At 60.2% G+C, this 23,342-nt stretch carries 21 protein-coding genes; 8 read left to right on the top strand and 13 right to left on the bottom strand.

Annotation, left to right across the window (positions count from 1 at the left end; genetic code table 11):
• Nucleotide 1: 1 nt before the first annotated feature.
• The 3 genes from RTCIAT899_RS03555 to RTCIAT899_RS03545 form a co-directional block, all read right to left on the bottom strand.
• Nucleotides 2-1,144, bottom strand: coding sequence for an ABC transporter ATP-binding protein (locus RTCIAT899_RS03555; protein WP_015338856.1), 1,143 nt, complete (start codon nt 1,142-1,144; stop codon nt 2-4).
• 130 nt (nt 1,145-1,274) lie between these two features.
• Nucleotides 1,275-2,363: a polyamine ABC transporter substrate-binding protein gene (locus RTCIAT899_RS03550; RefSeq protein ID WP_244441456.1), complete on the bottom strand. Its 1,089-nt coding sequence runs from the start codon at nt 2,361-2,363 to the stop codon at nt 1,275-1,277.
• A gap of 303 nt (nt 2,364-2,666) precedes the next feature.
• Nucleotides 2,667-3,539 (bottom strand): LysR family transcriptional regulator, encoded by an 873-nt coding sequence (locus tag RTCIAT899_RS03545; RefSeq protein ID WP_015338854.1) that lies wholly within the window; start codon nt 3,537-3,539, stop codon nt 2,667-2,669.
• 89 nt (nt 3,540-3,628) lie between these two features.
• Between RTCIAT899_RS03545 and RTCIAT899_RS03540 the strand changes: the two genes are divergently transcribed.
• Nucleotides 3,629-3,889 carry a hypothetical protein gene (locus tag RTCIAT899_RS03540; RefSeq protein ID WP_041677222.1) on the top strand — a complete coding sequence of 87 codons (261 nt, stop codon included), beginning with the start codon at nt 3,629-3,631 and terminating at the stop codon, nt 3,887-3,889.
• On the opposite strand, the gene RTCIAT899_RS03535 is transcribed toward RTCIAT899_RS03540, so the two are convergent.
• From RTCIAT899_RS03535 to RTCIAT899_RS03525, 4 genes are all read right to left on the bottom strand, one after another.
• A complete protein-coding gene (locus RTCIAT899_RS03535; protein ID WP_041677221.1) occupies nt 3,862-6,402 on the bottom strand; it encodes a methyl-accepting chemotaxis protein in 2,541 nt (846 codons plus the stop codon). The two genes, RTCIAT899_RS03540 and RTCIAT899_RS03535, sit on opposite strands and share 28 nt — an antisense overlap.
• Before the next feature lie 319 nt (nt 6,403-6,721).
• Complete coding sequence (locus tag RTCIAT899_RS33735) at nt 6,722-6,865, bottom strand: hypothetical protein (protein WP_015338852.1); 144 nt, start codon at nt 6,863-6,865, stop codon at nt 6,722-6,724.
• Nucleotides 6,866-7,030: 165 nt separating this feature from the next.
• On the bottom strand, nt 7,031-7,543 hold the full coding sequence (locus RTCIAT899_RS03530) for an ankyrin repeat domain-containing protein (protein WP_015338851.1): 513 nt from the start codon (nt 7,541-7,543) through the stop codon (nt 7,031-7,033).
• Nucleotides 7,544-7,615: 72 nt separating this feature from the next.
• Nucleotides 7,616-8,749, bottom strand: coding sequence for a BaiN/RdsA family NAD(P)/FAD-dependent oxidoreductase (locus RTCIAT899_RS03525; RefSeq protein WP_051043249.1), 1,134 nt, complete (start codon nt 8,747-8,749; stop codon nt 7,616-7,618).
• Between the two features lie 184 nt (nt 8,750-8,933).
• On the opposite strand from RTCIAT899_RS03525, the gene RTCIAT899_RS03520 reads away from it, so the two are divergent.
• The 5 genes from RTCIAT899_RS03520 to edd all read left to right on the top strand — a co-directional run bounded on the left by RTCIAT899_RS03520 (nt 8,934) and on the right by edd (nt 15,995).
• The gene (locus RTCIAT899_RS03520) at nt 8,934-10,370 is read left to right on the top strand and encodes a glutamine synthetase family protein (protein ID WP_041677220.1); all 1,437 of its coding nucleotides are present in this window, start codon (nt 8,934-8,936) and stop codon (nt 10,368-10,370) included.
• Nucleotides 10,371-10,382: 12 nt separating this feature from the next.
• Nucleotides 10,383-11,681 carry an NAD(P)/FAD-dependent oxidoreductase gene (locus RTCIAT899_RS03515; RefSeq protein WP_015338848.1) on the top strand — a complete coding sequence of 433 codons (1,299 nt, stop codon included), beginning with the start codon at nt 10,383-10,385 and terminating at the stop codon, nt 11,679-11,681.
• 132 nt (nt 11,682-11,813) lie between these two features.
• On the top strand, nt 11,814-13,289 hold the full coding sequence (gene zwf, locus RTCIAT899_RS03510) for a glucose-6-phosphate dehydrogenase (protein WP_015338847.1): 1,476 nt from the start codon (nt 11,814-11,816) through the stop codon (nt 13,287-13,289).
• Between the two features lie 15 nt (nt 13,290-13,304).
• Nucleotides 13,305-14,003, top strand: a complete 699-nt coding sequence (pgl, locus tag RTCIAT899_RS03505; RefSeq protein WP_015338846.1) for a 6-phosphogluconolactonase — start codon at nt 13,305-13,307, stop codon at nt 14,001-14,003.
• A gap of 168 nt (nt 14,004-14,171) precedes the next feature.
• Nucleotides 14,172-15,995 (top strand): phosphogluconate dehydratase, encoded by a 1,824-nt coding sequence (gene edd / locus RTCIAT899_RS03500; RefSeq protein ID WP_015338845.1) that lies wholly within the window; start codon nt 14,172-14,174, stop codon nt 15,993-15,995.
• Nucleotides 15,996-16,036: 41 nt separating this feature from the next.
• Here edd and RTCIAT899_RS03495 read toward each other — a convergent pair whose 3' ends face one another.
• A complete protein-coding gene (locus RTCIAT899_RS03495) occupies nt 16,037-16,876 on the bottom strand; it encodes a DUF3313 domain-containing protein (protein WP_015338844.1) in 840 nt (279 codons plus the stop codon).
• A gap of 107 nt (nt 16,877-16,983) precedes the next feature.
• Here RTCIAT899_RS03495 and RTCIAT899_RS33470 point away from each other — a divergent pair, with 107 nt between their 5' ends.
• Complete coding sequence (locus tag RTCIAT899_RS33470; protein WP_154660793.1) at nt 16,984-17,130, top strand: hypothetical protein; 147 nt, start codon at nt 16,984-16,986, stop codon at nt 17,128-17,130.
• A 112-nt stretch (nt 17,131-17,242) separates the two neighbouring features.
• The gene (locus tag RTCIAT899_RS03490; RefSeq protein WP_244441438.1) at nt 17,243-17,758 is read left to right on the top strand and encodes a TetR/AcrR family transcriptional regulator; all 516 of its coding nucleotides are present in this window, start codon (nt 17,243-17,245) and stop codon (nt 17,756-17,758) included.
• A gap of 46 nt (nt 17,759-17,804) precedes the next feature.
• Here RTCIAT899_RS03490 and RTCIAT899_RS03485 read toward each other — a convergent pair whose 3' ends face one another.
• From RTCIAT899_RS03485 to RTCIAT899_RS03465, 5 genes are all read right to left on the bottom strand, one after another.
• A complete protein-coding gene (locus tag RTCIAT899_RS03485) occupies nt 17,805-18,158 on the bottom strand; it encodes a hypothetical protein (RefSeq protein ID WP_015338842.1) in 354 nt (117 codons plus the stop codon).
• A gap of 190 nt (nt 18,159-18,348) precedes the next feature.
• Nucleotides 18,349-19,437, bottom strand: a complete 1,089-nt coding sequence (locus RTCIAT899_RS03480) for an ABC transporter ATP-binding protein (RefSeq protein ID WP_015338841.1) — start codon at nt 19,435-19,437, stop codon at nt 18,349-18,351.
• A 21-nt stretch (nt 19,438-19,458) separates the two neighbouring features.
• Nucleotides 19,459-21,111, bottom strand: a complete 1,653-nt coding sequence (gene bglA / locus RTCIAT899_RS03475) for a beta-galactosidase BglA (protein ID WP_015338840.1) — start codon at nt 21,109-21,111, stop codon at nt 19,459-19,461.
• Nucleotides 21,112-21,147: 36 nt separating this feature from the next.
• A complete protein-coding gene (locus RTCIAT899_RS03470; protein WP_015338839.1) occupies nt 21,148-22,302 on the bottom strand; it encodes a carbohydrate ABC transporter permease in 1,155 nt (384 codons plus the stop codon).
• A 1-nt stretch (nt 22,303) separates the two neighbouring features.
• Entirely contained in the window at nt 22,304-23,320 is a 1,017-nt protein-coding gene (locus RTCIAT899_RS03465; RefSeq protein WP_015338838.1) for a carbohydrate ABC transporter permease, read from the bottom strand.
• Between the last annotated feature and the right edge of the window lie 22 nt (nt 23,321-23,342).

Genomic DNA, 23,342 nt, shown 5'->3' with positions numbered 1-23,342 from the left:
ATCAATCCTTCAGCAAGACGCCGGCATTTTCATCGAAGGAGATCCAGACGTTCTGGTCGTAGGCGAAGGGCTCTTCCACGGCGCGGACTGCGTTCAGCGACGAGGCCTTGACCACTTGCCCGCTCTTCAGCTTGACGTGGAAAACGGTCATGTCGCCGAGATAGGCGATGTCCCAGATCTCGCCTTCTGCCGCATTGACCGAGGCATTGGCTGGCGGACGCGGCGAAACCCGAAGCTTTTCCGGGCGGATGGCGAGACTGGCGCGGCTTCCAGCCGATGGTATGTCGCCAGAAGCCGTGCGCACGGTGAAGCCCGATTCGACCGCGATCTCGACGATGCCCGATTGTGCCGAGTTGACATTACCGTCGAGGATATTCACATCGCCGATGAAGTCGGCAACGAAGCGGCAGTTGGGCGCCTCGTAGATCTCGGCCGGCGTCGCCACCTGCACCACCTTGCCGTGGCTCATGACTGCGATGCGGTCGGCCATGGTCATCGCCTCTTCCTGGTCGTGGGTAACGACGACGAAGGTAAGCCCCAGGCTCTGCTGCAGATCCATGAGTTCGAACTGGGTTTCCTCGCGCAGTTTCTTGTCGAGCGCGCCAAGGGGTTCATCGAGGAGCAGCACCTTCGGCCGTTTCGCAAGTGAGCGGGCCAACGCCACGCGCTGGCGCTGGCCGCCGGAAAGCTGGTTCGGCTTGCGCTTGGCGAACTGCTCGAGCTTGACGAGCTTCAGCATCTGCCCGACGCGATCGTCGATCTCGGCCTTCGGCATGCCATCCTGGCGCAGGCCGAAGGCGATGTTCTTTTCCACCGACATATGGGGAAACAGCGCGTAGGACTGGAACATCATATTGACGGGGCGGCGATAGGGCGGCGTGCCGGCAAGATCCTGGCCATCGAGCACGATCTCTCCCGTCGTCGGCTGCTCGAAGCCCGCCAGCATGCGCAAAAGCGTGGACTTGCCGCAGCCCGATGCGCCGAGAAGAGCGAAGAATTCACGATTGTAGATATTCAGGGAGAGGTTATCGACGGCGGTGAAATCACCGAACTTCTTCGTCACGTTCTTGAAGGAAATGTAGGGCTTGGCCGAAGGGTCGGTCCAAGGAGCAAAGGAACGCCGGATATTACCGAGTGACTTCATTATCTATCCCCAAATGGATGCCCTTACGGGCGCTCGTCGCGCCGGCTCTTCCCCATCCCGGCGCGCTCGTGATTTCCTGCCTTATCCTCATAAGGAAAGGCCCGGACGTTGCCGTCCGGGCCGCTTCGATTTATTGGCCTGTCGTGACCTTTGTCCACAAGCGCGTCGCCACGCGCTGGGTTTTAGAGTCCCAAGGGGTCAGCGTGTACAATTTCTCGCGAACCGCGTCGGTCGGATAAACGGACGGATCTTCCAGTACGTCCTTGCTCAAGAACTGCTGCGATGCCTTGTTGCCGTTGGCATAGGAAGTGAAGTTGCTCGCCTTGGCGATGACCTCAGGCCTCATGATGTAGTTGAGGAAGATATGCGCCTCCTCGACATGCGGCGCATCGGCGGGGATCGCCATGACGTCGAACCACATCTGCGCGCCCTTTGTCGGGATCGAATAGGCGATATTAACGCCGTTCTTCGCCTCGGCGGCACGATTGCGGGCCTGCAGCACGTCGCCGGAATAGCCAAACGCCAGGCAGATATCGCCATTGGCAAGCGCATTGATATATTCGGAGGAGTGGAACTTGCGAACGAAGGGACGGATCGCGGTCAGGAGATCCTCGGCCTTCTTAAAGTCTTCCTGCTTGGTCGAATTCGGGTCGAGGCCCAGATAGCGCAGCGCGGCCGGAATGACGTCGGTCGGTGAATCCAGCACGTAGATGCCGCAATCCTTGAACTTGGCGGCGAGTTTCGGATCGAAGATCACGTTGATATCGGGCGCATCGTCAGTGCCGAGGATCTGCTTCACTTTATCGACATTATAGCCGACACCGCTCGTGCCCCACATGTAGTCGATGGCGTACTGGTTGCCGGGATCGTAGGTCGCGATGCGCTTCTGCACCGTATCCCACATGTTGGAGATATTCGGCAGCTTGGACTTGTCGAGCTTCTGGAAGACTCCGGCCTTGATCTGGCGCTGCAGGAAGTAGGCCGTCGGCACGACAATATCGTAGCCGGTCTTGCCAGCCAGCAGCTTGGTTTCCAGCGTCTCGTTCTGGTCGAAGGTGTCGTAGACGACCTTGATGCCGGTTTCCTTGGTGAAATCCGCGAGGATTGAATTGTCGATGTAATCGGACCAATTGTAGATATTGACGACCTTGTCTTCTGCCTGAGCGACCGTCGCCAGCGAAACGACCGCAAAAGCCGTTGCTGCAAGCCGTGCGAACATGGACTTCATAGTCTCTCCTGTTTTGTTCAAGGGCATCCAGCCGATGCCCAACCCTCTGTTTTTCCCGTTAGACTAGAAAGGAAATCGAAAGGCGACAAGGGAAAAAGGCAGGTCAGCGCGCGCTTTAGCTTTTTTACCCAAAAACGATCGAGCGCTCTGCAAACGGCTGTCGCTCGCACGCGATCGTGAACTCAACGCCTGCTTCACGCGTCGATACGGAACCCGGCTTTGCTAACATCGCGACGTTCTCGCTCGCGAACATTTTCAAACCTGTTTCGCCGCCCCCAATTGCAGTCGGCTCTTTCACAGATAGGTCGGGCGCTTGCCGGCAAAGAGTTCGGCATGGCTTTTCAACAGCTTGATCATGCGATCGACTACCGTGCGGATTTCCTGGCGGTGGCGGTCGACATTGTTCATGACGATCCATTGCCGGTGGCGCAGCTCGTGGATTTCCTCGCCGACCCGCTCCAGCCGCGGCTCCTGATCTCCGACGAAACAGGGCAAAACGGCAATGCCGGATCCGGCGAGCACCAGATCGTGCAACGAGCGCGGGCGGCTGACCGTGAAGGCGATTTCCTCGCGTCTATTCTGATGCGGCCAGCGCAGATAGGCCGAGATCGCTTCCTCCTCCGCCACCGCGATCCAGCGCTGCGGTCCGACAAAGCGCATATTGCGGGCCTGATAGGCGGCATAGGCGACATCACCGATCTTGACGGCGGCGAGATTGGTCTCTTCCGGCTCGAAGGCACGGATACCGATATCGCTCTCGCGATGGGCGAGGCTGGCGCGGCGCTCGCCGAGATGCAGATCAATGCGGAAGCCGTCCCGCTCCGAACAGATCGTTGGCATGTCTTGGCTGAGCAGCCAGCCAACCCAGGTACCGGCAGCGATGCGGACCACGGACGTGCCCTGGGCATCGCGCTGCCAGCTGTCGACCTTGCGAGCGGCCGCCTCCATCTCCAGCAGCTGATCGAACAGCGTCTGACCGTCGCCGGTCAGCGTGTAGCCCGCCTGGCTGCGCTCGAAGAGTGGGCGGCCGATCTGCGCTTCAAGTTCCAGCATGCGCCGACCGATCGTTGCCGGGCTGAGACCGCTTGAAGGGGCCGCGCCCGTCAAGCCGCCGCCGCGGGCCACATCGAGAAAAAGCTGATACGAATCCCATGACGAGTTTTTCATAATTGAAAAACATAAGACGATCACGGCTGTTTATAAAGAAAATTCGGATGTGTAGTTGAAGGGATGCCTCACAGGAAAGGAGACATCCCATGATGGACAGCATGGCCCTGGCGAAAGCCATAGAAATCCAAAGTCTGGCGCGCGAAGAGCAATGGCGCTGCGACGAGGATCTATTCTACCTCGACTACGGGCTCGAACCGCCGTGGCTCTTCATATGGATTGAGCGGATATTTGCTGGCTCGGGCATCCGACGCAAGGCAATGAAAAAGGCGGACCGGCCGGAAATCGGCCGATCCGCCTGCAGTGGCAATAATCGCTGCAGTCAGGCTGCCGCCTGCTCGCGCATGTAATTCGCGCTGTAACCAGCCTCGATCTTGAACTGCTGAATGAGGTGCAGCAAAGCATCGGCCTCGGCGGCAAGCTCCCGGCTGGCGGCGGTAGTTTCTTCAACCATGCCGGCATTCTGTTGCGTCATCTGGTCCATGTGATTGACCGACGAGTTGACCTCCTGCAGGGCGCTTGCCTGATCGTGGCTGGCACGGGCGATCATTTCCACATGCTGGCTGATCGTCACGATCTGGCTGCTGATCTGCGCAAGTACCGAGCCGGCCTCCTGCACGAACTGCGAACCGGAACTGACCTCCTCGGTCGACTTGTTGATGAGACCCTTGATCTCCTTGGCGGCAGCGGCCGAGCGCTGTGCCAGCTCGCGCACCTCCATGGCGACCACGGCGAAACCTTTACCGGCATCGCCGGCACGGGCGGCTTCGATGCCGGCATTGAGCGCCAGGAGATTGGTCTGGAAAGCGATCTCGTCGATGACGCCGATGATCTGCTCGATCTTGCGGGATGCATCTTCGATCCGGGTCATCGCGTCGATGGCGTTGCCGACAACAACAGAGCTGTCATCGGCGCTGCGCTTGGCTTCGCGCACGATGGCATCCGCATCCTTGGCACGTTCGGCGGACGAACGGACGGTGACCGTGATCTCGTCAACGGCCGCGGCGGTCTGCTCGAGAGACGCCGCCTGCTGCTCGGTGCGCTTCGACAGAGCCTCGGCAGAAGCAGCCATCTGGTTACCGTTGCTCTGAATCATCTCGACATTGTCGCGCACCTGGCTCAGCGTCTGCTGCAGACGTGATAGCGAGCTGTTGAAATCCTGGCGAAGCTGTTCGAGACGGCCAATGAACGGCGTTTCGATCGTTGCCGAAATATCGCCCTGGGCAAGGCGCTCGAGCCCGGCAGCAAGCTCGCTGACGGCATAGTCGATCTGCCGGTCGAGCTCACGCTTTTCGGCGTCGTTGCGCTGACGTTCGTGCTCCGCGGCCGCACGCTCCTCATCGCTCTGTTCCTCGATACGGATCTTCGAGATGGCGTTTTCCTTGAAGATGCCAAGGGCTCGGGCCATATCGCCGATTTCGTCGCGGCGCTGCTCGCCGGAGATCGAAGTTTCGAGCAAACCGTCAGCGATGCGGCGCATGGCGGCGGTGATCTGGCCGATCGGTCGCTGCAGGGTCAGGACGAGCGCGATGCCGCCAGCAACGGAGAGGATGATGCCGAGTGCGGTTGCCAGGATGGATATGGAATTTGCCTGGTTGCGCTCGCTGCCGGCGCTCTGCTTCTGCGTCTCGGCGAAGGCGGTGAGCTGGCCCCAGACTTGATCGAGCTGCTGGCGGGCGCCGGCATATTCGGCAATCCGCTGGTTGATTGTATCGACCAGCTTGCCGCCGGCGTCATCCATCGATTTGATCGCCGGACGAATGGCCGAGTCGATGTCGCCAGCAAAATCCATGCTCTTGGCGCTCTGGTTCAGCGTATCGATATCGCCGCCGAGCTTGGAGACTTCCTGACGCAGGCGGACGAGATTGTCCTTGTTGGTATTGGCGTTGAAATCCGCCAGTACGAGCTGCAGGGAATAGATGGAATCCTGCAGGCGGCGCGTGTCCTGCAGAACCGAATTGGTCTGTGCGACGCGAGCGTCGAGGGACACGAAGGTCGTGGTCGCCTGGCGCATCATCTGCGTCGCCGTCAGCTGCGTGTAGGTCGAGGTCTGGCGGAAGCGCGAGAGCAGCCGGCCGATATTGGTGATCGTGTCGTCGGTCGGAGCATCGGTGCTCTCGGTGAAGGCGGCGAGATCCTTGATTGTGCCCGTCAGCGACTGGACGACACTCTTCTGGTTCTGCGGCAATGCGAGGTCAATCGACCGCTGCGCCTTGTTCAGATCCGGCAGACGATCTTTGAGAAGCTTGACCTTGTCAGCCGGCGTCGCCGCATTATTGAAGTCTTGCGCCACGGCAACCAGCAGGTCGCCGCCCTTCAGCAACCGATCGGCCGAGCGCAGGGTCGAGGTCGCATCAGCCTGATCCTTGCGCATCTGGTCTTCAAGCTGCTGGCTGTTGAAATTGACGTTGAAGCGGGCGCTGATCAGGGCGCGCTGGCCGTCGTCGATCGTCTTGCGCAAGGACAGTTCCTGTTCGTGCAGCGACCACAGCCTGCCGACGAGATTGGACATGTCGGCGGTCTTTGTCGTCGCTTCGGTGAGGTTGTCGCGGCCCTCCGCCTCCGGAGCGAGCTGACTCAGCGTCGAATTGAGCACGCTCTGCTGCGACTTGATGTCTTCAAGGAGCTTGTCGCGCTGGCGAGTGTTGGTGATGCGCAGGAAATCATCCATGGAACCATACAGGTTCTTGAACCCGGTCAAGGACTGCAGGACGCTGTTGGAAATCTCCATACGTCCCTGAAGCAGGCCCGACGCATAAAGCCCGGTAAGGCCCACGGCAGAAATGCTGATGACGAACGGCAGGACGAATATCAGAACCTTCGTCCTGATGTTGAAACGCGACAATATCTTGTCAATGAACATTTTGGCCCAGACCTCACACCGCTCCCCCGTCGACGCCGCCTCGGCGCTGACCGGATGTATAACCATCGTTCTTGAAATATCCGCAGGCGGGGTTCCTGAGTATAAGTCAGGAAGCAATCATTGCTTCGGCTCCAGCTTGCGGTGGAGCGCCCCAAGAAATTGAGTAGGATTGTGTGGGCGATTAATTAATTTTCAGATAAAGATGTAATGCGACCCACAGCATACAACCAAGCGCTGAAAAGCGGGCGATAAGGCCTATCTATATGCGCGAGCCAACGCTGCCGCGGGGCGGCAGCCAGGAACAATGGGGCGGCTGTACTCAGAAGCCGCGTACGGCAAGATAAGCGATGCAAGCGGCTGTCACGCCGGTCGCCAACATCAACAGTCTTGCCGCCAGAAGCTTGGCATTGTCACGGGTCTGGGCGATTGCAATGGCGCGGGCGCGACGATGTGTTCTGTTCATGAGTATATTCCCATTTTCGCACTGACACGATAACCGGCAAAGGGCCGTTTTCGCAACAGGCAATATACAAAACAGAAATGTAGGAAAAGAAAACGTGAAAACCAGAGGTTAGCCGCAAGCCTCGCGGCTAACCGTAATAGATGCGGGAATTGTGGCCGAAGCGCGCTACTTCAACAATGCAGCGATTGCAGGATCCGTCGCCGTTTCCGCAGCCGTCTTGCCGGAGGCAGACTTGATGGTCTTGTCGGCGCCATTCTTCAACAATGCCTTGACGACGGCCGGATCATCCTGCTGGCTCGCCATGTGCAACGGTGTCCAGCCATCGTAATCGCCGGGCGCGTTGACGTTGGCGCCCTTGGAAACCAGCAAATCAATCATTTCGGGAGGACCGTAATAGGCCGCGGTATGGAGCGGATACCAGCCCTCCGTCGTCTTCATGTCCAGCTTGGCGCCGCATGCCAGCATCTTCTTGACGACATCGCCTTTCTTGTCGCGGATCGCAATGGCGAAATTCGTATCGCCACCCGCATCCTGACCGTTTGGATCCAGCTTCTTGCACTGCGCAGAAGCAGCGCTCGCATCGGACGCCGTGACGGCAAGCGTGCCAAGTGGCATCGCCATGGCCGTAACGATACCTGAAAGAACTGTGCCGCGGAATATCAGAGCCTTAAACGTCATGATTGTCTCCATTGAGTATTTTCGCGCTGGAGGTGCTCTTTGCCCGTTTCGCGGCCTGTTGGCAAGGTCAATTCAGGCCGCCTCGCCGGCGACATGGCCGGAAGCCCACGCCCATTGGAAATTGTAGCCGCCGAGCCAGCCGGTCACATCGACGCATTCGCCGATGAAGAAGAGGCCGGGAATGGTCTTTACCTGCATCGTCCGCGAATCGAGGCAGTTCGTGTCGATGCCGCCCAGCGTCACCTCCGCCGTGCGATAGCCTTCGGAGCCCGAGGGTTTGACGCTCCATGACTGGATGGCTGCCGCGAGCTGCTGCAGGCGCTTGTCGGATTGATCGGCCATGTTGCCAGAGATGCCTTCGTTCTCGACGACATGCTGGGCCAGCCGCTTCGGCAGGATTTCCGCAAGAACGGTCTGCGCCGATTGTCGGCCATTCATCTGCTTGGCTTTCTTGAGAAGCGCAAACACATCGATGTCGGGCTCGATCACGACCGTGATCTCCTCACCCTCCCGCCAATAGGAGGAAATCTGCAGGATGGCGGGGCCGCTGAGGCCGCGATGGGTAAAGAGCAGGGCTTCGCGGAACGCCGTCTTGCCATGGCGGATCTCGGCGGGCGCAGCAATGCCCGAAAGCGGCGCGAGGCGCTGAAGCAATTGTGGATCGAGTGTCAGCGGCACGAGGCCTGGTCGGGTTTCGACTATAGGCAACCCGAATTGCTCGGCGATGCGATAGGCAAAGCCGGTGGCGCCCATCTTGGGAATGGATTTGCCGCCGGTAGCGAGGACCAGCGAGGATGCTTCGAAGGCGCCTTCCGAGGTGCTGACGCGATAACCGCCGGCAATTTGCTCGATATCACCGATTTCCGTTCGCAATCGCAGTTGCGCGCCCGCTTCGCGCATCTCGTCTGTGAGCATGCGGATGATGTCCTTGGCGCTGTTGTCGCAGAAGAGCTGGCCGAGCGTCTTCTCATGCCAGGCGATGCCATGGCGTTCGACCATGGCGATGAAATCCTGCGGTGTGAAACGGGCGAGCGCCGATTTGGCGAAGTGCGGATTGGCGGAGAGGAAGTTCTTCGGGCCGGCATGGATGTTAGTGAAATTGCAGCGGCCGCCGCCGGAAATGCGGATCTTTTCGCCCGGCGCCGCGGCGTGATCAAGCACGAGGACGGACCGCCCGCGCCGGCCGGCGCGGATGGCGCACATCATGCCTGCCGCACCCGCACCGAGGACGATCACATCATATCTGCCAGCCACGCTTTAGCCCTTTATTCTTCGCCGCGCTCTCTCGTCATGTTTCCATCATACGGCGAAAGTCCGAGCGGTTTCCCCCTCGCCAATTGGCAAACTGCAGTTATGATGCAGTCGTCGATCAACCCAAATACGGTGTTTTATGCCCGCGAGAAAGACCCCGCTGAAAGCTTCCATACCCGTCTCGAAAGCTCCTACAGTACCTCCTTCTCTGAGATCGGCACGCGGCGTGGCAAACTGGAAGGAAGCGGCGCAATGGCTGCGGGCACGCGGGATTGAGGACATAGAATGCATCACGCCTGATCTCGCCGGCGTGCCGCGCGGCAAGATGATGCCGACGTCGAAATTCACCTCCAACACGTCGCTGGCGCTGCCCTCGGCGATCTATCGCCATACGATTTCCGGCGAGTATCCGGAGGAAACCGAAAGCTTCCGTTACGAACCGCGCGACAGCGATCTGAAGCTGGTGCCGGACCTTTCGACGCTTTCGGTCGTGCCCTGGGAGAGCGATCCGACGGCGCAGGTGATCTGCGATATCGTCAATTCCGAGGGACATGCGGTGTCCTACACGCCGCGCAATCTATTGAAGCGGATCATGGGGCTCTATCGCGAGCGCGGGTGGAAGCCCGTGGTGGCGCCGGAAATCGAGTTCTATCTCGTCGCCAAGAATGACGATCCGGACTATCCGCTGCACCCGCCGAAGGGCCGCTCCGGCCGCTCGATCCTCGGCGGGCAGGGCTATTCGATCGCCGGCATCAACGAGTTCGACGAACTGATCGATGACATCTACCATTTCTCGGAGAAGCAGGGCCTCGAGATCGATACGCTGATCCATGAAGAGGGTCCGGCGCAGCTCGAGATCAACCTGCGCCACGGCGACCCGATCGAACTGGCCGACCAGGTGTTCATGTTCAAGCGCACCATTCGCGAGGCGGCGCTGAAGCACGGCATCTACGCGACCTTCATGGCCAAGCCGATGCAGAGCCAGGCCGGCTCGGCGATGCATATCCATCAGTCGGTCGTGAACATCGAGACCGGCAAGAACGTCTTCACCAATCCGGACGGCAGCCCTTCGCAGGAGTTCTTTCATTTCATCGGCGGCATGCAGCGCTACGTTCCGAATGCGCTCGCCATGCTCGCGCCCTATGTGAATTCCTATCGACGGCTGGCGCCGAACATGTCGTGCCCGGTCAACAACGCCTGGGGCTACGACAACCGCACCACGGCCTTCCGCGTTCCCGTTTCCGATCCGCAGGCCCGGCGCGTCGAGAACCGGCTGCCGAGCTCCGACGCCAATCCCTATCTGGCGCTCGCCGCCTCGCTCGCCTCCGGCCTGCTCGGCATCATGAAAAAGGTGGAACCCACCGCGCCGACCGAGGATTCGGCCAATGAAGGCTCGATCGACCTGCCGCGCGGCCTTCTGGAAGCCATTGCGCTGCTTGAGGACGAGCCGGCCTTCGAGGAGGTGCTCGGCAAGGACTTCATCGACATCTATGCCGGCGTCAAGCGTGGCGAATTCGAAACCTTCATGCAGGTGATCAGCCCGTGGGAGCGGGAATTCCTTCTGCTCAACGTGTGAAGGAGATCGCCCATGACATTGCAGGAAACATGGCAGAGCCCGATCGCACCGGGTCTTTCCTTCTATCAGGCGACCGTTGGCCCGCGTGCGAGCTATCCGAAGCTCGACGGCTCGCGCCGCGCGGATGTCGCGATTATCGGTGGCGGCTATACCGGTCTTCAGGCCGCCTACAATCTTGCCAAAGGTGGCGCGGAGGTCGTGCTGATCGATGCCAACCGCTTCGGCGACGGCGCCTCCGGCCGCAACGGCGGCCAGCTCGGCACCGGCCAGCGCTGGTGGCCGGAAGAGATGGAAGAGAAGATCGGCTATGAACGCTCCAAAGCCCTGTTCGATCTGGCCGAGGACGCCAAGCGGCATCTTCTCGATTTCTCCGCCGAGCATGGCATCGACATCGATTTCTTGCCCGGCCAGATGAATGTCACGCACAAGCGCAGCTACAAGCGTGACTATATGGACAGTGCGGAGATCGCAGCGACCCGCTATGGCTATCCTCACATGAGGTTCATGGATGAGGCCGAAACCCAGGAGCGGCTGGGGTCGTCGTTCTATCTCTATGGTGTTCGGGATACGGGCACGGGCCATATCCATCCCCTGAAACTGCTCATCGGCCTTGCCCGCGTCGCGGCCGAGGCCGGTGCGTCGCTCTTTGAAATGACCAAGGCGAAGGGTTTTCGGCAAGCCAGCGGCAAGACGATCGTCGAAACGGATGGCGGCGAGATCACAGCCGACCGGGTGCTGATCGCCTGCAACGGCTATATCGGCAATCTGGAGCCGGTGACGGCAAGTCACGTCATGCCGATCCGCTCCTTCATCGGTGCGACCGAACCGCTCGATCGCTTTCCGGCGGTGCTGCCCGGCAACGAGGCCGTCGCCGATTCGCGATTCGTCGTGCGCTATTTCCGCAAATCCAAGGATGGCCGCCTGCTGTTCGGCGGGCGCGAGGCCTATACGGCGGACAATCCGCGCGACATAACGCAGCACATCCGTCGGCAGATCACCGAAATCTATCCGGCTCTCGGCGATATCGGCATCGATTATGCCTGGGGCGGCTCGGTCGGCATCACCATGCCGAGGCAGCCCTTCGTGCGCGAGGTCATGCCGGGTGTCACTTCCATCGGCGGCTATTCCGGCCATGGGGTGATGCTGTCAAATTATTGCGGTAAACTCTATGCGAAAACGGTTCTCGGGAACGCGGATGAACTTCATCTCTTCAGAGAGCTGAGCATACCGCCCTTCCCCGGCGGTGCGCGCATGCGGGCGCCTCTGCTGTTCCTGGCGCTCTCGTGGTTTGCGTTGCGCGACAGGTTTTAAAAACCGGAGGATGATTTCTTCCGCCGGCAATCCGCTCTAAAAAGCCGCATCTGATTTTTGCGATGCACACTGGCCTTTTTAAATCGATTAGATTAAAAGGGGCCTCAACCAAGACCGATTGAGAGATAGCTCATGAGCAGCCAGATCATTCCCGTTGAACCATTTGATTATGTCGTTTTCGGCGGCAGCGGCGACCTTGCCGAACGCAAGCTCCTGCCCGCTCTTTACCATCGTCAGGTCGAAGGCCAGTTTTCCGAGCCGACGCGCATCATCGGCGCTTCGCGCAGCGCGCTTTCCAATGAAGAATACCGCAAATTTGCAGATGCCGCCCTCAAGGAACACCTGAAGAAGGGCGAATATGACGACGCCGAGGTCAAGAAGTTCCTGGCTCGCCTGTTCTACGTGCCCGTCGACGCTCGCAGCGATGCCGGCTGGGATCAGCTCAAGAAGATCCTGGACGAAGGCAAGGAGCGCGTGCGCGCCTTCTATCTCGCTGTCGCTCCGGGCATCTTCGGCGACATCTCGCAGAAGATCCACGATCACAAGCTGATCACCAAACAGACCCGCATCGTCGTCGAAAAGCCGATCGGCCGCGATCTTGCCTCAGCTCTGCAGCTCAACGACACCATCGGCAAGGTCTTCAAGGAAGAGCAGATCTTCCGCATCGACCATTATCTCGGCAAGGAAACCGTGCAGAACCTGATGGCGCTGCGCTTTGCCAACGCCCTCTACGAGCCGCTGTGGAACGCCAACCACATCGACCACGTGCAGATCACGGTGGCGGAATCGGTCGGCCTCGAAGGCCGCGCCGGCTATTACGACACGGCTGGCGCCCTGCGCGACATGGTACAGAACCACATCCTGCAGCTGCTTTGCCTGACCGCAATGGAAATCCCCTCCTCCATGGATTCGGAAGCCGTTCGCGACGAGAAGCTCAAGGTTCTGCGCGCGCTGAAGCCGATCGACGCTTCGAACGTCGAGCAGGCGACCGTTCGTGGTCAGTATCGCGCCGGCGCTTCGGCAGGTGGCCCGGTCAAGGGCTACCTCGACGAGCTGGAAGGCGGCGTTTCCAACACCGAAACCTTCGTCGCCATCAAGGCCGAGATCGGCAACTGGCGCTGGGCGGGCGTTCCCTTCTACATCCGCACCGGCAAGCGCCTTGCCGGCCGCATGTCGGAGATCGTCATCACCTTCAAGCACATTCCGCACACCATCTTCGATCAGGCCGCCGGCCGCATCGTCGCCAACCAGCTCATCATCCGCCTGCAGCCGGACGAAGGCGTCAAGCAGTCGCTGATGATCAAAGACCCGGGTCCGGGCGGCATGCGCCTGCGCAACGTCTCGCTCGACATGAGCTTCGCCTCTGCCTTCAACGTCCGCAATCCGGATGCCTACGAGCGCCTGCTGATGGACGTCATCCGCTCCAACCAGACGCTGTTCATGCGCCGCGACGAAGTGGAAGCCGCATGGAAGTGGGTGGACCCGATCCTCAAGGGTTGGGAACACGCCGGCCAGCAGGTGCAGGGCTATACGGCCGGCACCTGGGGTCCGAGCCAGGCCATTGCGCTCATCGAGCGTGACGGCCGCACCTGGCACGACGATATCTAAACCGGGACGACAACGATGACAGCCAACATGCATGCTTTTGCCAATGGTGCCGAACTCGCCGGCAAGCTCGCGGACAAGGTGGCCGAAACGCTTTCGGCTGCGATTACCGTCCGCGGCTCCGCAAGCATCGCGGTCTCCGGCGGCTCGACGCCGAAGGCCTTTTTCCAAGCGCTGTCATCGCACTCGATCGACTGGGGCAAGGTGACGGTCACCCTCGTCGATGAGCGGTTCGTGCCGGCGGACAATCCGCGTTCGAACCACCTGCTTGTCCAGGAAAACCTGCTGAAGGACAAGGCGGCGGCTGCCCAATTCCTTCCGCTCTATCAGGCTGCGGCTTCCGTCGAGGAGGCCGCGGTCATTGCCACCGAAAAGACCAAGGCTATCGGCCATCCCTTCGATGTCGCCATCCTCGGCATGGGCAATGACGGCCACACAGCTTCCTTTTTTCCGGGCGGCAGCAATCTCAAGACCGCACTCGATCCGAATACCCCGCGTGGTATCATCACGATGGAAGCGGAAGGTGCCGGCGAGCCGCGGCTGACGTTCACTTTCTCCAGCCTTCAGGATGCCCGATTGCTGGTGCTCCATATCGAGGGAGAAGGAAAGAAGGATGTTTTGGCCAAGGCCGAAGCGCCGGGCGAAGAAACCGAGATGCCGATCCGCGCCATGCTGCGCCGGGCGGCTTCCCCGGTCGAGATTTACTGGGCTCCATGATACGGCCGGAAGGCCTGGTCATCGAACCCTGACAGACACAGCAACCTGTGCTGCGCCATGTGCCCCTCGGGCGCAGCGGCAAAGCATTGACTTTTAGACCCCGCGCCATGCCCTCTGGCGAAGCAGATATCAAGGGCACCGCGCAGAACAGACGGAGGCAGATCGACCATGGCCGCTGACGCCCGCATATCAGCGATTACCGCACGTATTGTCGAGCGCTCGAAGCCGACGCGCGAGCGCTATCTGGACCGCCTGCGCAGTGCTGCAACCAAGGGAGCGCAGCGCTCCGTGCTAGGCTGTGCCAACCTTGCGCATGGCTTCGCCATCTGTTCCCCCACCGAGAAGGACGCACTGGCGGGAGACCAGGTGCCCAATCTCGGGATCATCACCTCCTATAACGACATGCTCTCGGCGCATCAGCCCTTCGAGACCTATCCTGCGATCATCCGCGAAGCGGCGGCCGAAGCGGGCGGCATTGCCCAGGTTGCCGGCGGCGTGCCGGCCATGTGCGACGGCGTCACGCAGGGACAGCCGGGCATGGAGCTCTCGCTTTTCTCGCGCGACCTGATTGCCATGTCGGCGGCGGTCGGCCTGTCACACAATATGTTCGATGCGGCCGTCTTCCTCGGCGTCTGCGACAAGATCGTCCCCGGCCTCGTCATCGCCGCCCTCTCCTTCGGCCATCTGCCCGCAGTCTTCATTCCGGCCGGGCCGATGACCTCGGGCCTGCCGAACGACGAGAAATCGCGCGTGCGCCAGCTCTATGCAGAAGGCAAGGTCGGCCGCGCCGAATTGCTGGAAGCGGAATCGAAGTCCTATCACGGTCCCGGCACCTGCACCTTTTACGGTACCGCGAATTCAAACCAGATGCTGATGGAGATCATGGGCTTCCACATGCCGGGCGCCTCCTTCGTCAATCCCGGCACGCCGCTGCGCGAAGCCTTGACGCGCGAGGCGACCAAGCGCGCGCTCGCCATCACCGCCATGGGCAATGAGTTCACACCGGCCGGCGAGATGATCGACGAACGCTCGATCGTCAACGGCGTCGTCGGCCTGCATGCGACCGGCGGCTCGACGAACCACACGATGCACATCGTCGCCATGGCGCGCGCGGCCGGCATCGTGCTCACCTGGCAGGATATTTCCGAGCTTTCCGACATCATCCCACTGCTTGCCCGCGTCTACCCGAACGGGCTTGCCGACGTGAACCATTTCCACGCCGCCGGCGGCATGGGCTTCCTCATCAAGGAGCTCCTGAAGAAGGGGCTGCTGCACGACGACGTGCGCACCGTCTACGGCCAGGGCCTTGGCAGCTACTCCATCGACGTCAAGCTCGGCGCCGACGGCAATGTCGTGCGCGAACCCGCTCCGGAAAAAAGCCACGACCCGAAGGTGCTGGCAAGCATCGACACGCCCTTCCAGAGCAATGGCGGCCTGAAGATGCTGCGTGGTAATATCGGCAAGGCGGTCATCAAGATCTCCGCCGTCAAGCCGGAACGTCACATCATCGAAGCGCCGGCCGTGATCTTCCACGATCAGCTGGAAATGCAACAGGCCTTCAAGGACGGCAAGCTGAACCGCGATTTCGTGGCCGTCGTCCGCTTCCAGGGACCGAAGGCCAACGGCATGCCCGAGCTGCACAAGCTCACGCCGGCGCTCGGCGTGTTGCAAGATCGCGGTTTCCGCGTGGCGCTCTTGACCGACGGCCGCATGTCAGGCGCCTCGGGCAAGGTCCCGGCCGCCATCCATGTGACGCCGGAAGCCATCGAGGGCGGTCCGATCGCCCGCATCAGGGAAGGCGACATCATCCGCATCGATGCGATTGCCGGTACGCTGGAGGTCTTGGTCGATGCCGCCGATATGGCGGAGCGCGAGCCGGTCGTGGCCGATCTCTCGGAGAATGAATTCGGTATGGGCCGGGAGCTCTTCGTTCCGTTCCGCCACGCCGCGGGACCGGCGGATCAGGGTGCAAGCGTCCTGTTCCGCCACTGAGATTGTCCGCCGGATTTCGGCAGGACCGCATCGAAGGCTGATCAGGGAGCTTTGGATGCTGCAGTTCCTGCTTCCGGCGGAGCCTTGTCCGTCCATGCCGGCGGAAGGCCGAGGCGCCCGCCCACGAAGCCTGTCACGCCCGGCGACTTCCCGAATACCTTGCAGGCGTCGTATTTCGGTGCCCGGCCGACGAGTGACGCCAATTTCGCCCTGGATGGGAAGGAGGGCGCCGCGCCGAACGGCGTCTTGCCCTTGACCAGCATCTTACTGAAATCGCCACCGAATTTGGCGGCGAGGCTATAGGCATCCCCTTCCTTGGCGATGGTGCCCGAATCAAAGAATGCGTTTGCACCACGTCCCCAGATCATGACAGCCTTCTGTACACCCTGGGGATTGAAAGCCTCCGCCTCGAGCGAGAGGCTGCCCATGCCGATCGGAATACGGGGGACGGGCACCGGTACACCCGGCAGCAACACGCTCTTGCCCACGGAGGCAACTTTCGAGACCCCGACGGCAGTTGCATTGGTTGCCTTCACCTGCGTCACGACGGCGCGAACGGTCAAATCCGCCGGCTCAGATAGACCGACGACGGCGAAGCGTTCACTCAATCCGGAACAAAGCGCTCTATCGACGGCATTGGTGACGAGATCGCGCTGTTTGGGTGTGAAAGCAGCGCTTTCGGCGCGCATCGAAAAGGCGGTGGGAATGATCTTCACAGTCTTGGCCGCAAGAACATCGTCCTTGCTTACCCTAAGAAGCGAGTGTGCGACCAGCCCGTCCGATCGGGTCAGCCCTTCATAGGACCGCAAAGATCCCGCCCGATCCAGCGGCGCGGAGGCGCAACCGCCCAGCAGGCTCATCAGCAGGGCCATCGACCACATATCAGCCCTCCGATGGCTTTCAGCGGCAGATGGACCATAGGTCTTACTTCCATCGTGATTTGAGATTGCATTGGCTGGCATGGATGTTTGTGCTCCTGCACCGGGTTATGAACATCAGCATCGTCATTAAATATCGCACTGAGTGTAATATTAATATCGGCCAATTTGCGGCAATCGAAGAGCGAAGCGAAGAATTTATTTCACCAGAGATTGAGATTACCGAGAACGGCCCGCAGCGCATGGCGATGATTTGAGCGGCGTTGCGACTCATGCCAGAATGCCCGGATGCATAATGCAACCTCAAAGCCGGAAGGGCTGCGCGAACAGAAGCGCCGCCTGACCTTTCAACGCATAGCGGACGTCGGAATGAAATCCTTTCTCGCGAAAGGCTATCAGGAAACGACGATCGACGAGATTGCGGCTGCGGCCGGGATTTCCCGCCGGACTTTCTTTTATTACTTTAAAAGCAAGGACGATATTCTTCTGGCGCATCAGCGCCGATATATGGACGCACTGCGGATTGGCATCATGGAGAATGCCTCAGCCGGGCGTCCGCTCGAGGTCGTTCATCAAGCCACGCTGGGACTTGTGGCCCGCATCGAGGCGGAAGCGCCGCGGCTTCTGGAGACTGCCAAGCTTTTACGTCAAAGCGAGACCTTGCGCGCCCGTTCGCGGGGCAACTCTTTGCAGCTTGAGCAAATCGCCTACCAAGCCCTGTGCGAATTGTTTCCGACCAGGGACCGCGACGGTCTGCAGCTGGTTTCGATGATCGGAGTGAGCCCGCTTCGCCTCTCGGTCAACAAATGGCTGCAGGAAAATGGCAGGCTGCCGCTGATCAAGTATCTTGAGGATGCGCTCGCAAAATGGCGCACGGAAATCTGATCCGTCAGCCGAACGCAGCGCTAAGCCGCTTCTTGTGGGTCGTTGATCAGGATCTGATGTCGAGCACGCGGTTCTTGTGGGCCGGATGCGTGCTGTAGACGAAGATCTTGTTCATTTCCTTCTCCGTGAGAAGCCGCAGGAAACGAACTTCCACCGTGTTGTTGGAGAAGACCTTCATCAGCACACAGCCGACCTTGCTGATACGGGCATCAGGAATATCCAGATAGAACTGCTTCGGCAAATTATACTGGGTGAGGATCGCAAGAACCGCGCTGCTCTGCGAGATACGGATAATATCGCAGCGGCGCGATGCAAGATTCATCACGCCCTTTTCAGTGTATTCGAGGCGGGCGGCATTCATGGTGTCTTCCATGCGAAACCGCACTTCGCGGTCATACATGAAGGATTCTTCCTTGTTAAGGAAATGCTGACCTGAATTAGCTCTGCCGAACGCGGCCATCTTGGTAGACCCCTGAAGTATATTATGAAGAGGAGACTATCAGCCGGTCTTTAACAGAAGGTTTGAGTGCGCCGGCCCAAGATGAATTTTGTTGTTCATTTTTACTTGGGCCGGGGCATCCGGTAAGCGCCTACTTGCGATAAGAGTGGCCGCTGGCGTCGAAAAGATGCAGCTTCTGACGGTCGGCGGCAAAACGCATCTTCTGGCCGCGATGAATATCGGCAATGCCGGGGATCTTGACGATGATCGGCTCGCCATCGACGAGGCCTTCGATATAGAGCTGCGTCACTTCGCCGAGCGCCTCGACGATGGAAACCTCGCCTTCGAAGAGATAATCATCACCCGTCGCGAGACGAAGATCTTCCGGACGTACGCCGAAGCTAGCGGTCTTGCCCTTTTCGGAGGCCTCTGTCGGCACATCAAGCGTTACCGATTTGCCGCCGGTCAGTGTCACCGTCGTCGCAGCGCCTGTTTCGGTTACCGTTGCCGGGATGATGTTCATGGCCGGCGAGCCGATGAATTTTGCAACGAACAGGTTGGCCGGGCGCTCGTAGAGTTCAAGGGGAGCGCCGACCTGTTCGACCCGGCCGGCCGACAGCACGACAATACGGTCGGCCAGCGTCATGGCTTCCACCTGGTCATGGGTAACGTAGATCATCGTCGTCTCGGGCATCGAATCGCTGAGTTTGGCGATCTCGATGCGGGTCGCCACACGCAGGGCGGCATCGAGGTTGGACAGCGGCTCGTCGAACAGGAAGACCTTGGGGTTGCGGCAGATGGCGCGGCCGATGGCAACGCGCTGCCGCTGACCGCCCGAGAGTGCCTTCGGCAGACGTTCGAGATATTGGGTCAGCTGCAGGCTCGCCGCCGCCGCCCGCACACGACGGTCGATCTCCTGCTTGCTTTCGCCGGCAATCCGCATGCCGAAGGCCATATTGTCGTAGACGGTCATATGCGGATAGAGCGCATAGGACTGGAAGACCATGGCGATGCCGCGCCGTGACGGCGGCACTTCGTTCACCTTCTGCCCGGCGATCATCATATCCCCGGCGGTGATGCTCTCCAGCCCGGCGATCATCCTGAGCAAGGTGGACTTGCCGCAGCCGGAGGGGCCGACGAAGACGATGAATTCGCCTTCGTTGATCTCCAGATCGATCCCGTGCAGCACGTGCACGCTGCCGTAGGATTTCTTGATATCCTTCAGAACAAGTCCAGTCATTATGCTTCCTCCTCCCAAAGGTCAGGCAAGACGCGCGAAACAGGCGCCCCAGGCCGGAATATCGATCTTGTTGCCGTAGTTGTTGCTGGTAAATCCATGTCCCGTCAACGCCTGCCAATTGCCATCAGGCAAGGTTGCCAGCGTTTCGACAGGGCTCATGTTGAAGACGCAGAGAATGGTCTCGCCGGCATAAGTGCGGGTGTAGATCAGCACGTCGCCCTGCGGCTCCGAAAAGGCGATTTCGCCCTTGGCGAAAGCCGGGTGCTGCTTGCGGAAGGCGAGGAAGCGGCGATACTGCTCCAGCACCGAATTTTCATCGCCCTGCTGGACGCTGACGGCGCGCAGAATGTGTTCGACCGGCACCGGCAGCCAGGGCTTCACCGTCGAGAAGCCGCCCTGCGCCACTTGGCTATCCCAGACCATCGGCGTGCGGCAACCATCGCGGCCCTTGAACTCCGGCCAGAACTGGATGCCGTAGGGATCCTGCAGATCCTGATAGGCAAGATCGGCTTCCGTCAGCGCTAGCTCTTCGCCCTGATAGAGGCAGACCGAACCGCGCAGGGTGAGCAGCAGCGCCGCATAGAGCTTGGCGAAGGCATCCCGGTCGGCCACCAGATTGCCCCAGCGGCTGACATGGCGCACGACGTCGTGGTTGGAGAAGGCCCAGCAGGCCCAGCCTTGCGGAGCTGCCGTGTCGAAGTCGTTCATCACCTCTTCGACGCGATCCGGCGAAAGGGCGTCCGGCGCGAGGAATTCGAAGGCGTAGCACATGTGCATCTTGTCGCCGCCGGATGTGTACTCGCCGACGATTTCGAGGCCGCGCTGGCTATCGCCGACTTCGCCGACGGCGGCAATCGCCGGATATTCGTCGAGCACGGCGCGGAAGCGTTTCAGAAACTCCAGGTTCTCGGGACGATTCTTGTCGTAGAGATGCTCCTGGAAGTTATAGGGATTGACGGCCGGCGCTGTGGAGGCGTTGCGCCGCGAAGGCTCCAGCGCCGGGTTGTCGCGCAATTCCTTATCGTGGAAATAGAAGTTGATGGTGTCGAGACGGAAGCCATCGACGCCACGGTCGAGCCAGAAACGGACGACGTCAAGCAAGCGATCCTGCACTTCGGGATTGTGCAGGTTCATATCCGGCTGCGAGGTCAGGAAGTTGTGCATGTAGTACTGCATGCGGGTCGGATCCCACGCCCAGGCAGAGCCGCCAAAGATCGACAGCCAGTTGTTGGGCGGTGTGCCGTCCGGCTTGGCATCGGCCCAGACATACCAATCGGCCTTAGGGTTATCCTTGCTCGAGCGGCTTTCGACGAACCAGGGATGACGGTCCGAGCTGTGCGACAACACGAGATCGATCATCACCTTGATGCCGAGGCGATGAGCTTCCGTCACCATCGCATCGAAATCGGCCAGCGAGCCGAAGATCGGATCAACGTCCTCGTAATTGGAGACGTCATAGCCGAAATCGCGCATCGGCGAGGTGAAGAACGGCGAAATCCAGATCGCGTCGACGCCGAGCGACGCGACATGCGGCAGGCGAACGGCGATGCCCTTGAGATCGCCAATGCCGTCACCGTTGGAGTCCTGGTAGGAGCGCGGATAGATCTGATAGATCACCGCGCCGCGCCACCAGTCCTTGTCAACTTCTAAAGCCGATTGAAGGGCAATGCTCATGCTGAATGGGTCCCGTCTGGATAATATGATTTTGGATCAGCCCCCCTTCACCGACCCGGCGAGCAGACCGCGCACGAGATAGCGCTGCAGACCGAAGAAGACGAGGAGCGGAATAATGATGGTGACGAAGGCCGATGCCGTCAGGATTTCCCAATTACCGCCGCGCGAGCCGAGCAACGCGTTGAGAGCGGCCGTCAGGACGAGGTGATCCTTGTCGGTGCCGAGGAACACCATCGCGATCAGGAGGTCGTTCCATACCCAGAGGAACTGGAAGATCGCGAAGGAGGCGAGCGCCGGGAAGGACAACGGCAGGATGATCTTGACGAAGATATCGAAATCGCTGGCGCCGTCGACGCGGGCGGATTCGATGATCTCCTTGGGCAGGCCGGAAATATAGTTGCGCAACAGATAGATGGCGAGCGGCAGGCCGAAGGCCGTGTGCGCCAACCAGATGCCGGGATAGGTCTTTGACGACACGCCGAACAACTGGCCGATTTCGTTATAGATGCGCAGAAGCGGGATCAGCGACATCTGCAGCGGCACGACGATCAGGCCGACGACAAGCGCAATCAGGATCGCGCGGCCGGGAAATTCCATCCAGGCCAGTGCGTAGGCCGCAAAGGCGGCGATCAGGATCGGAATGACGGTCGCCGGGATCGTCACCGTCAGCGAATTGATGAAGGACTGGCCGATCCCCTCCCCGCCCAGCACGTTGCGATAGTTGTCGAGCGTGAATTGCGGCGGCGTGGCGACTGTCAAATAGACGCGCTTGGCCCGGGCATCCGCTCCAAACGCGCCGTTCTTCTGATAGCGATAGCTGCCATCAGAGTTGATCGTCAGCGTCTCGCCATTTTCCAACTCGGCTGGCGAGCCTGCCTTATAGGCTGCCGGCTCCTGCACGCGCAGGCCGAAGGACTGGATCTTGCCGCCGCCTTCGACGGCGAGAGTGCCTGATATCACGAAATTTGCGCCGTCCGGCTTTGCCTTGTCCGGACCGTCGAGACGGGCAGCCGTCGTGCGCGAGGAACCGGCAAAGGCCGTCCACCAGCCGGAAGCGACGATCTGGTCCTTATCACGCAACGCAGTGACGAAGATACCGAGCGTCGGCAATAGCCAGAGAAGGACGATGAGCAGCACCGCGGCATGAACGAAGATGCGAGCGGGGCCGATGCGACCGAGATTTCCAATCATGTCAGCGCCCCTTCGTCTCAGCGTTTGCACGGCGAATGTTCCAGATCATGATCGGCGTGACCGCGACCATGATGACGAGCGCGATAACGGCGCTTCGGCCGCTGTCGCCGCCGCCGCGGAACATCCAGTTGAACATCAGATTGGCGAGCACCATCGTGTTCCATTGACCATTGGTCATGGTGAGAACGATGTCGAACACCTTGAGGACGAGGATGGTGATGGTGGTCCAGACTGTGGCAATCGTGCCCCAGACCTGCGGCACCATGATCTTCCAGAAGATCTGCCAGCCATTGGCGCCGTCGATGACGGCCGCTTCGATTGTCTCCTCCGGAATGCCGCGCAGAGCCGCCGAGAGGATGACCATGGCAAAACCGGTCTGGATCCAGATCAGCATGACCATCAGGAAGAAGTTGTTCCAGAGGGGGATGGTGATCCAGACTTCCGGCGTTCCGCCGAAAAGCTGGACGATGGCATTCAAAAGACCGATCTGCGTGTCGGTGCCGCCGCGATACTCATAGATGAACTTCCAGATGACGGACGCGCCGACGAAAGAGATCGCCATCGGCATGAAGATGACGGCCTTGGCGATATTGCCCCACCAGATACGGTCGGTCATGACGGCGATAACGAGACCGAAGAAGGTGCAGGCGGCCGGCACGACGGCAAGCCAGAGAATGTTGTTGAAGATCGACTGGCGGAATTCGGTGTCGTTGAGCGCCCAGAGATAATTGGCGCCGCCGACAAACTTGCTGCCGTCCGGGCCATAGAAAGACAGGATGAAGGTCGCGACGACGGGATAGACGAGATAGACGACGAGCAGGAACAGTGCCGGCCCCAGGAACAGCCAGGGGCGGATGAGACCGCGGCGGCGAAGGTTGACCGCCGCTCGATGAACGTCGTCCCCTTCCCTTGCGGGAAAGATCAAGTCCAAAAGCTTGTTGGAAAACCAGAAATAAGCGGCGCAAATGGCAACGCCGAATATCATGGCGCCAATCGCCGATACGATCTGCGAAAACATCCCTTCCCTCCCCGAATTATCT

It is taken from the genome of Rhizobium tropici CIAT 899 (genome assembly GCF_000330885.1).
GTDB classification, from domain to species: domain Bacteria; phylum Pseudomonadota; class Alphaproteobacteria; order Rhizobiales; family Rhizobiaceae; genus Rhizobium; species Rhizobium tropici.
The sequence above is the reverse complement of the archived record's forward strand: the minus strand, read 5'-3'. Positions and strand labels throughout refer to the sequence as shown.

What these genes read in the sequence shown, in the direction of transcription:
- RTCIAT899_RS03555 (WP_015338856.1), bottom strand. Translation starts at nt 1,144, where the DNA reads ATGAAGTCACTCGGTAATATCCGGCGTTCCTTTGCTCCTTGGACCGAC.
- RTCIAT899_RS03550 (WP_244441456.1), bottom strand. Translation starts at nt 2,363, where the DNA reads ATGTTCGCACGGCTTGCAGCAACGGCTTTTGCGGTCGTTTCGCTGGCG.
- RTCIAT899_RS03545 (WP_015338854.1), bottom strand. Translation starts at nt 3,539, where the DNA reads ATGAAAAACTCGTCATGGGATTCGTATCAGCTTTTTCTCGATGTGGCC.
- RTCIAT899_RS03540 (WP_041677222.1), top strand. Translation starts at nt 3,629, where the DNA reads ATGATGGACAGCATGGCCCTGGCGAAAGCCATAGAAATCCAAAGTCTG.
- RTCIAT899_RS03535 (WP_041677221.1), bottom strand. Translation starts at nt 6,402, where the DNA reads ATGTTCATTGACAAGATATTGTCGCGTTTCAACATCAGGACGAAGGTT.
- RTCIAT899_RS33735 (WP_015338852.1), bottom strand. Translation starts at nt 6,865, where the DNA reads ATGAACAGAACACATCGTCGCGCCCGCGCCATTGCAATCGCCCAGACC.
- RTCIAT899_RS03530 (WP_015338851.1), bottom strand. Translation starts at nt 7,543, where the DNA reads ATGACGTTTAAGGCTCTGATATTCCGCGGCACAGTTCTTTCAGGTATC.
- RTCIAT899_RS03525 (WP_051043249.1), bottom strand. Translation starts at nt 8,749, where the DNA reads ATGATGTGCGCCATCCGCGCCGGCCGGCGCGGGCGGTCCGTCCTCGTG.
- RTCIAT899_RS03520 (WP_041677220.1), top strand. Translation starts at nt 8,934, where the DNA reads ATGCCCGCGAGAAAGACCCCGCTGAAAGCTTCCATACCCGTCTCGAAA.
- RTCIAT899_RS03515 (WP_015338848.1), top strand. Translation starts at nt 10,383, where the DNA reads ATGACATTGCAGGAAACATGGCAGAGCCCGATCGCACCGGGTCTTTCC.
- zwf (WP_015338847.1), top strand. Translation starts at nt 11,814, where the DNA reads ATGAGCAGCCAGATCATTCCCGTTGAACCATTTGATTATGTCGTTTTC.
- pgl (WP_015338846.1), top strand. Translation starts at nt 13,305, where the DNA reads ATGACAGCCAACATGCATGCTTTTGCCAATGGTGCCGAACTCGCCGGC.
- edd (WP_015338845.1), top strand. Translation starts at nt 14,172, where the DNA reads ATGGCCGCTGACGCCCGCATATCAGCGATTACCGCACGTATTGTCGAG.
- RTCIAT899_RS03495 (WP_015338844.1), bottom strand. Translation starts at nt 16,876, where the DNA reads ATGTGGTCGATGGCCCTGCTGATGAGCCTGCTGGGCGGTTGCGCCTCC.
- RTCIAT899_RS33470 (WP_154660793.1), top strand. Translation starts at nt 16,984, where the DNA reads ATGAACATCAGCATCGTCATTAAATATCGCACTGAGTGTAATATTAAT.
- RTCIAT899_RS03490 (WP_244441438.1), top strand. Translation starts at nt 17,243, where the DNA reads ATGAAATCCTTTCTCGCGAAAGGCTATCAGGAAACGACGATCGACGAG.
- RTCIAT899_RS03485 (WP_015338842.1), bottom strand. Translation starts at nt 18,158, where the DNA reads ATGTATGACCGCGAAGTGCGGTTTCGCATGGAAGACACCATGAATGCC.
- RTCIAT899_RS03480 (WP_015338841.1), bottom strand. Translation starts at nt 19,437, where the DNA reads ATGACTGGACTTGTTCTGAAGGATATCAAGAAATCCTACGGCAGCGTG.
- bglA (WP_015338840.1), bottom strand. Translation starts at nt 21,111, where the DNA reads ATGAGCATTGCCCTTCAATCGGCTTTAGAAGTTGACAAGGACTGGTGG.
- RTCIAT899_RS03470 (WP_015338839.1), bottom strand. Translation starts at nt 22,302, where the DNA reads ATGATTGGAAATCTCGGTCGCATCGGCCCCGCTCGCATCTTCGTTCAT.
- RTCIAT899_RS03465 (WP_015338838.1), bottom strand. Translation starts at nt 23,320, where the DNA reads ATGTTTTCGCAGATCGTATCGGCGATTGGCGCCATGATATTCGGCGTT.